The organism is Protofrankia sp. Cas3, assembly GCF_963555955.1.
GTDB lineage: Bacteria > Actinomycetota > Actinomycetes > Frankiales > Frankiaceae > Protofrankia.
In genome coordinates, this window is record NZ_CAUVXP010000053.1 from 24296 (window position 1) to 32899 (window position 8604).

Here is an 8604-nt window from a genome sequence, read left to right on the forward strand (position 1 = left end):
CCGGCTGGGACTTTTCATACCTTGACGGTACGGTTAGCCGGTCAGAACTCGATGTTGCTCATCACGTGCTTGATCCGGGTGTAGTCCTCAAGGCCGTAGACCGATAGATCCTTCCCGTATCCGCTCTTCTTGAAGCCTCCATGCGGCATCTCGGCCACCAACGGAATGTGGGTATTGATCCATACGCAGCCGAAGTCCAGCCGGCGGGCAACCCGCATCGCCCGAGAATGATCTCGCGTCCACACACTGGACGCGAGCCCGTATTCGACCCCGTTCGCCCAGGCAACAGCCTCGTCCTCGGAGCTGAACCGCTGGACCGTCACAACCGGTCCGAAGATCTCATGCTGGATCAGCTCGTCATCCTGGCGCAGGCCCGCGACAACCGTCGCCGGGTAGAAGAACCCCGAGCGGTTCAACGGTGCCCCGCCGGTGAGCACCTGTGCATGCTTCGGCGTGCGATCCACCATCGCGTGGACGCGGCCGAGCTGACCGACGTTGTTCAACGGACCGTAGGCTGCGTCCAGCTCGTCCGGAGCGCCCGTTCTGGTCGCCCGTGCCTGTTCAGTCAGGGCTGCGACAAGATCGTCGTGGACGCCGGGCGCGGTCAGAATCCGGGTGGCGGCGGTGCAGTCCTGACCGGCGTTGAAATAGGCGGCACCCGCGATCCCCGCTGCGGCCGCAGCGACATCGACGTCGTCGAAGACGATGACCGGCGCTTTGCCCCCAAGCTCCAGGTGGACCCGTTTGAGGGTGTCAGCGGCCGCCCGGGCAACGTCCATCCCAGCCCGGACGCTGCCGGTGATCGACGCCATCGCCGGCACCGGGTGAGCGATCAGGGCCCGGCCGGTGTCCCGATCCCCGCATACCACGTTGAGGACGCCCGCGGGAAGGAACTCGGCTGCGATCTCGGCCAGCAGCAACGTGCTGACCGGGGTCGTCTCCGACGGCTTGAGCACAACGGTGTTGCCCGCGGCGATCGCCGGCGCGAACTTCCACACCGCCATCATCAGCGGGTAGTTCCAGGGGGTGACCTGCGCGCAGACGCCGACCGGCTCACGACGCACGAAACTTGTGTGCCCGGCCAGATACTCGCCGGCCGAACGTCCGTCAAGCAGCCGAGCGGCACCGGCGAAGAAACGGATCTGGTCCACCGTCGGCGCAATCTCCTCAGCCAGGGTGAGCGCGATCGGTTTCCCGGTGTTCTCACACTCTGCCCGGACGAGATCGTCTGCGCGTTCCTCAATGGCGTCGGCGAGCTTGAGCAGGGCTCTGGCCCGCTCGCTCGGTGTGGTGTCACGCCAGGATTCGAACGCGTCCGACGCCGCGCGCACCGCCACGTCCACATCGGCCGGTCCGGACACGGGTGCCTCGGCGAAGACCGCTGCCGTGGCCGGGTTCACCAGGGGCATCGTTCGTCCGTCGAGACCGGCGACACCGGCGCCGCCGATGAAATTTGTGAGGATCCTGTCCATACACACTCCGCTGACCAGCACGGATGGAACGGGGCTACGCCGCAAGAGGCTGTCTGCTCCTAGGCCCTAGCCGTCATCGGCGACCACCGGGGCCTGTCTCAGTGAAAAGGCCACCAACAAACAGACTAGACCATCGATTGCGTGCCCGGCAGACGGATCTACCGCGGAAACCATACCGAACCACGCATTCCACGTCATGCCCGCACCCGACTCACCCGTCTCACCCGTCTCACCCGCTGACCGTCGCGTCCGCGAGGTCGTGGGCCATGGCCGCAAAGGCGGCCAGGTAGCGGTCGACATCGGCGTCAGAGTGCTGCACCGACAGCGTCCACTCCTCCTCCCGGCCTGGCGCCATCAGGACGCCGCGATTGGCGTTGTAGAGCCAGGCGAGCTCCGGCAGAGCCGGGTTCTGGTGCGCCATGAACGACGTATAGTCCCGGATCGGGGCATCGGCGAAGTGCACGCAGCCCTTGGAACCGATACCGACCGTGTAGCCGGGCAGCTCGTGGCATCGGAGAATCTCGTCGCAACCGGCGATAAGCCGATCGCCCAAGCGGTCGAGATGGACATACGCGTCCGCAGTGAGGACCTCGAACAGGCTGGCCCGTGCGGCGGCCATGGTCAGCGGGTTGCCGTTGAACGTCCCCACCTGTTTGACCCGGTCGGTGGCGACGACCTCCATGATGTCGGCCGTGGCACCGATGGCCCCGGACGGCAGCCCGCCGCCGAGCGCCTTGGCCAGGGTGACCATGTCCGGACGCACACCGAACCGTTCGGTCGCTCCCCCGGGCGCCACGCAGAGGCCGGTCTTGACCTCATCAAAAATCAACACCATTCCGTGCCGGCGGGTGATGTCCCGGACGGCCTCCAGATAGCCGGGCTCGGGCAGGACCACACCGAGGTTCATCATGGCCGCTTCCATGATCACACAAGCCGGCGGACGCCCCTGGGCCACCAACGCCTCGATCCGGCGCTCCATGGCCGGGGCATCGTTGAACGGCACCGGCACGGTCAGGTCGACCACCGCCGACGGGATACCTTCGCCGTAGGCAAGCGACGCCATGTGATCGGCAGGCCCGATGTCGTCGTAGGGAGTTCCGATCGAGACCATCACATAGTCGTGATGACCGTGGTAGGAGCCGAAGATCTTAATGATCGTCTCACGTCCGGTCACCGCCCGGGCGATCCGGATCGCGTCCATGGTCGCTTCCGACCCCGAGTTGACATAGCGCCACTGCGGGAGCCCGAAACGCCGGGCCAGCTCCTCGCTGACGATCACCGAGTCCTCGGTCGGCATCGCGAAGTGGCTGCCCAGCCCGATCCGCTCACGCACGGCGTGAACGATCGCCGGGTGCGCGTGCCCCTGCACCATCGAGCCGAAACCGTTGTGGAAGTCGCAGTACTCGGTTCCGTCCACGTCCCACACCAGCGAACCCCGCCCGTGCGTCAGGTAGATCGGCCAGGGGTCGCGAGCCTGGTAGGACGACGGCACCCCACCGGTCATCGATTGACGTGCCCGGGAGTGCATCGCCCGGGAGCCTGGTGTGCGTTCAGCCAGGCGGCGCTCCTCCCGCTCGGTGAGGGCGCTCGTCCGCTCGGCAGAGCCGGCGGAGCCGACGGGGTCGGCGTGGTCTGCCTGGTCGGCGTGGTCCGCCTGGTCGGCGTGGTCGGCGTGGTCGGCGGGTGAAGCGCCCGCCCTCGACTCAGCTGTCGTTCCGCTCATACTCCCCGCGTCCCTTCCGGTAGTACTACCGGGACTGCGGCCTGCGGGCGCGCGATCTGACGATCGTCGCGCGCCCTTTGGCCCTCTAGTCAGGTACGGAAAGCGTAGCCCGATCACCTCATCGACAAGGGAACCCAAGGAACACGCCAGGACGAGAAATGTCGGCTCCATACCGACTGTTCCCCTTCGCGCAGCCCGAGGTGGACGCATATCCAGGCGCTCTTGGAGTGAGAATGGTTGCGCCACGAGTCAGCGTGGAACGTCCATGAGGGGGGCGGATCACCGTGCACATCACGCCGTCAGAAACCGACGATTCCACCACCGGTGTCGATCGGACCACGGCGCTGCCGCCGCTACTGCACCCGTTCGCGCGCCCGGCTGCGACGCCGGACTCGTTCATCCGCATCGTCTCCGGCAAGGGTGCGCACGTTGTGGACGACTCCGGTCGGCGCTACGTCGACGCCATGGCGAGTCTGTGGTATTGCGCAGCCGGACATGGTCGCGAAGAAATCATCGAAGCGGTGGCGGCGCAACTGCGGCGACTCGACGCCTTCCACCTGTTCGAGCGGTTCACCAACCCGGCGGCCGACGCGCTCGCCGAGCGACTCGCCGCGTTGGCACCCATGCCGGGCGCCCGGGTGTTTCTGACCTGCGGCGGATCGGAAGCGGTGGACACGGCCATGAAGATCGCCCGCCTGGCACACGCAGTCGCCGGCGAACCGGAGCGGTCGATCATCATCAGCCGGTCTCCGAGCTACCACGGCGTCACCTACGGCGGCATGAGCCTGACCGGCCTGCCCGCGAACCGGGCCGGCTTTGGCCCGGGTGTCGGCGACATCATCCGGGTGGACAAGGACGACCTGGATGCCGTGGCAGCGATCATGACGGACAGGCCCCGTCGGGTGGCCGCGGTCATCGCAGAGCCCGTGATCGGGGCGGGCGGTGTGTATCCGCCGCGCCCCGGGTATCTCACGGGCCTGCGGGACCTGTGCGACGCCCACGGCGCGTTCCTGATCCTCGACGAGGTGATCACCGGGTTCGGTCGGCTGGGCAGCTGGTTCGGTGCCCAGCACTTCGGCGTCCGGCCCGACCTCGTGACCTTCGCGAAGGCCGTGACCAGCGGCTACCAGCCCCTCGGCGGAGTACTCATCGGCCCCGCGGTGCACGAACCGCTACGCCGTCCAGACGTGGTGCTGCGCCATGGCGGCACCTACTCCGGGCATCCGGCGGCATGCGCGGCCGCGCTGGCCAACATCGCCATACTCGAATCCGAAGGGCTGGCAGGCCGGGCGTCGGTGATCGGCGAGCGCCTCGAGACGGGACTGCGCGCGGTCGCGACCGCGCACGGTCTCCCCGACGTCCGCGGCCACGGCGCGATGTGGGCGGTGGACCTGCCGGGCGGTCTGGCCGCCGCGGAGATCCGCGACCGCATGCTCGCCCATGGCGTCATCGTCCGGCCACTCGGTTCCTCGACGTTGGCCTTCTGCCCGCCGCTGGTCATCGACCTCGCCGACGTGGACCTGCTTTCAACCGCTCTCGACGCGGCACTTGTACGGCGGTGAACGCCGCGGCGGGCGACATACCCGATAATGATCAGGTCTGGTAAATCGGCTGGAACAGGGCATTCCACTCGACGGCCTCCGCCCTGTCCAGAACCCGGTAGCGGTGCAGGCGGGCAAGATCTGCACGGGTGGGAAAGACCAGCGAGCTGTTGGCCGTGGCGGTCAGCTGCGCCCGCTGGTCACCAGTGGCCGCGACCGCGTCCCGCAGGATCCGGTCACGGGCGAACGGGACGGGCGTGATGTAGTTGATTCCTTCGGCCAGCTTCGCGGCGACGTCCGTCTGGTACGCGAAGTCCATAAGCGTGATCGCATCTACCGGATGCGGTGCGGTCACCGGGATGCACATGCTGTCCGTCCAGAGGATCCCGCCCTCGTCCGGGACGACGAAACGCAGGTCCGCGCCTTCGGCATTGGCCTGGAAGATGTCGCCGGACCACGCCATGGAGAGCCACACATCCCCTTTCTTGAGTGGCTCGATGTAGTCCTGCTGGTAGTAGTTGTGGACGATACGATCAGCACGCTGCCTGCGTAGGGTGTCCGCGGCCTTGCGCCAGTCCGCCGGGGTCGATGTTTCCGGCATGATCCCCAGCCCCACCAGGGTGAAGTTCGGCAGGTCCCGGACGTCGCCGAACATCCCGACCCGGCCGGCGAAGGCCGGGTCGAACAGGTCGCTGAAACTCCTGATCTCACGGCCGGTGCGGTTCGGGTCGTAGGCGATCCCCGTGATTCCCGACTGCCAGGCGACCGTGAACCTGTTGTCCCGGTCGTAGGAGGGATTCACGACGGTCGCGTCTGCGTTGGCGAAGAAGGTGGGCAGCCGATTCCCGTCCAGCGGTGCCAGGTAGTTCAGCCGGATGAGCTCCGCGAGCACCTGACCGTTGGTGATGACCATCAGATCGTGGCCGATCGGGCGGCCTGCCTCGAGTAACGCCCGGAAGCCCGCGTAGAACGACTCGTCGTTGTCGATGACCTCCCGGTAGGAGACCGTGATTCCCGTCGTCCTGGTGAACAGATCGAGCGTTGGATGCCCGTCTTTCTGGCCGGGAAACGTGTCGATGTACAGCGGCCAGTTCGCGAAGTCCAGATGGCCCGCCCGCGTCCTGCCTGCCCAGAAGTCAGCGACGGTGTGTGCAGGCAGAGGGCTCGGCCCTGCCGGCACCGGTGGCGGGCCCGCCTTCTGCGAGCCGCAGGCGGCCAGCAGAACGCCGCCACCCGTCAGCATGCCGGACAGTCGGAGGAACGCCCGCCGTCCAAGATCCGCCTCGGTGCCCACCCGTCCAGACCGCGCCGAGGCTGTCTGCGGCAACGCCATCCGCGGCCTGGTCAGGCCACGGATCAGGGCAGGGTGACACAGATCATTGTGATCATTCCCGGACACGTCAGCAGCGGGTCGTTCGGACATCGTCGACATCGCGCCCCTCCTCTTATGAGCTGTTGATGACAGTCGAGTTACCGTTCGCACATAATGATCAAGATTCCCGTCAGCAATATTCAACTGCGCGTCTGTATCGTCACTCTCAGGACCACAACGTGGCCGAACGTCGCCGGGACGACAGCGGGGCTCCACCGGGATCCCGAGGATGCCGCTGGGCCGGTCGCGTTCTCGACGTCCGACCAGGGCAACCCCGGCCGGCCAACGGGAGTCCAACAAGTACGTCGGCCAGGATCAACTCGGTTCGGGAGGAGTGGATGACCATGGCGTTGGTGCACCACGATCCGCATGACGGTGTCCTGACCACCCGGATCGGCCAGGCAGAAATCACTGTCCGGCCGGAGCCGCCCGCCGCCGCGGGGCAGGCGGCGGTGATCCTGCTTCGGTTGGACGCGCCGATGCTCGACGCGCTGGCCGCCGCCTACCTGACGCCCGAAGAAGCCCGCACGCTCGCCGAGGTACTACTGCGATCAGCCGACCTCCTGCGGCCGGCCAGCCCATGGCGAACCCCGCGACCCTGAGCCCGCCGCCAATGCCCAGGGAAAACCCGGGGAAACCCGGGGGAAGTCCGGCCGCCAAAAGTCCGGTGAAACCACCCGGGTCAGCCCCCACGGTGTTCCTCTAGCGTCGGGCTCGCCAGAAGGGGCGGAAGCCCGATCATCTCAGGGCACGACCGGAGGATCCGCGCATGCCGTCAGACGAAGGCTTTACTCCGAATTCGGATGTCGCACAGCAGTGCGGTGTCATCAATCCGTACCCGTTGGCCGAGGTTATTGCCGGACGGCGTATCGACTGGAACGCCGTCACGGACCGGCGATCGCTGCTCGAGGACCTCCTGCAGACTCCCTACGAGGAACTTTTCGATCCGGTACACGAAGGTCCGCTTTATACCGGTCTCCAGCTCGATGCCAACCTGCGCCTCCAGCAGGTGCGCTCGCCGTTGCTCGATTCCGAGACAGTCGTGCATGTCAACGATCTGGAACTATCGGTTGATCTGACCCAGGGTCTCGAGGTACTCGGCGACCTGGGTGCGAAGTTCGGTACCGACGACATAAGTGGTATACCCGTCCTACGCGCCGAGTCCGGGCCGGGTAACCGGCTCCTGTTAACCCTCCGCGTACCGGAAAAGGACCGGCTGCGGCGTCTCGCGCACGTCCTGACGGCCGACATCGTGCGGACCGTGAGCTACAACCCGCAGCCAGCTGGGAATGCGAACAGCTGGACCCCACCGGGCGCACAGTGGACGGATGCGGGCACCTTTTTCAACGAAGCCGCGGAATACTTCGACCCGGTTCAGGGTGCAGTGGCGAACTGCTACTACATCGCGGCGCTCGCGGCGGTGGCCTGGGCGACGCCGTTTTCGATCAGGCAGCTGACGAGGGCGACCGGATCGGCACAGCAGTCCTTCGTCGACATGGTGCGCTTCTACAAGCCGAACAGCGGCGGCGCGGTCGACCGAGACGTCGAGGTGACCGAGAAAGTGCCGTTGAGCAGCGGCGGCGGATTCATCTACTGCCGGTCGAGCGAAGCCGGTGAGATCTGGCCGGCCGTCTATGAGAAGGCATACGCAAAGCTCAAGACCGGAACCTCCAGTGATCAACCGGACATAACGGCCACGGCCTGGGGCGACTGCGTCTCCGCCACCGCCCAGCTCACCGGCGGAAACACGTCTTATTACGACACGGCGAGTCGATCAGGCGACCAGCTGTGGGACGTCGTCCGCTCGAACTCGCTGAGCTACCGGACATTCCGGCCGATGACCGCCTGGACATATTCCACTGGATCGGCCAGCCCGAAGAAAATTGTGTACGACAACACGAACATCGTCGGGTCACATTGTTATACGATACTTGGTTGGGCCTATCGAGACGGCAGTAAGTACCTGATACTGCGGAATCCATGGGGCAACACCGAGCCGACGGTCGGGGTTCTCAGCGGAACAACGTTCATGTACGACATCAGCTGGTGGCGCCCGATCGCGTTGGCACCGAACGACGGGACATTCGGAATCGAGGCCAACACCTTCCAGACGTATTTTGCCGGGATCGGCGTGGCCGCGTAACCACGAACGGCTCCAGCTGATAACCGCTGGTTTCCGGCGGCGTACACCGGCCGGCGTTGCCTCCTGCGTCCAGCTGCGCCGGACCGCCGAACCGCCGCGCAGATCGGTTGGAGATCTCCAGCGTGCAGGCCGTCTCGCCCAGCGACGAAGGTCCGAGGAATGTCAACCCGACCAAGGGCCACGCTCCGCAATGGATCCTGTGGCGGTCGGACTGATATGCACACCCAGTACGAACAAATGTTCGACTTTGCGGGCATTTCGGGTTATCGTTGATCTATGCAGAGCGCCGCCGCCACCGCCCGCCCGGGCCGGGAGCATCCCGTCCTCGCCGGGCTGGACGCGGTCGCCACCGG

The 8604-nt window shown here is 66.2% G+C and carries 6 protein-coding genes; 3 read left to right on the forward strand and 3 right to left on the reverse strand.

The window, feature by feature from the left end; all coding sequences use genetic code 11:
- Positions 1–41: 41 nt before the first annotated feature.
- On the reverse strand, positions 42–1472 hold the full coding sequence (locus tag U9983_RS12300) for a gamma-aminobutyraldehyde dehydrogenase (RefSeq protein ID WP_322754141.1): 1431 nt from the start codon (positions 1470–1472) through the stop codon (positions 42–44).
- Between the two features lie 229 nt (positions 1473–1701).
- Positions 1702–3195 (reverse strand): aspartate aminotransferase family protein, encoded by a 1494-nt coding sequence (locus U9983_RS12305; protein ID WP_322754142.1) that lies wholly within the window; start codon positions 3193–3195, stop codon positions 1702–1704.
- 284 nt (positions 3196–3479) lie between these two features.
- On the opposite strand from U9983_RS12305, the gene U9983_RS12310 reads away from it, so the two are divergent.
- Positions 3480–4757: an aspartate aminotransferase family protein gene (locus tag U9983_RS12310; RefSeq protein WP_322754143.1), complete on the forward strand. Its 1278-nt coding sequence runs from the start codon at positions 3480–3482 to the stop codon at positions 4755–4757.
- Between the two features lie 31 nt (positions 4758–4788).
- Here U9983_RS12310 and U9983_RS12315 read toward each other — a convergent pair whose 3' ends face one another.
- Positions 4789–6168, reverse strand: coding sequence for a spermidine/putrescine ABC transporter substrate-binding protein (locus U9983_RS12315; protein WP_322754144.1), 1380 nt, complete (start codon positions 6166–6168; stop codon positions 4789–4791).
- Positions 6169–6452: 284 nt separating this feature from the next.
- Between U9983_RS12315 and U9983_RS12320 the strand changes: the two genes are divergently transcribed.
- On the forward strand, positions 6453–6710 hold the full coding sequence (locus U9983_RS12320) for a hypothetical protein (protein ID WP_322754149.1): 258 nt from the start codon (positions 6453–6455) through the stop codon (positions 6708–6710).
- A gap of 167 nt (positions 6711–6877) precedes the next feature.
- Positions 6878–8251, forward strand: coding sequence for a C2 family cysteine protease (locus U9983_RS12325; RefSeq protein ID WP_322754145.1), 1374 nt, complete (start codon positions 6878–6880; stop codon positions 8249–8251).
- Positions 8252–8604: the final 353 nt, after the last annotated feature.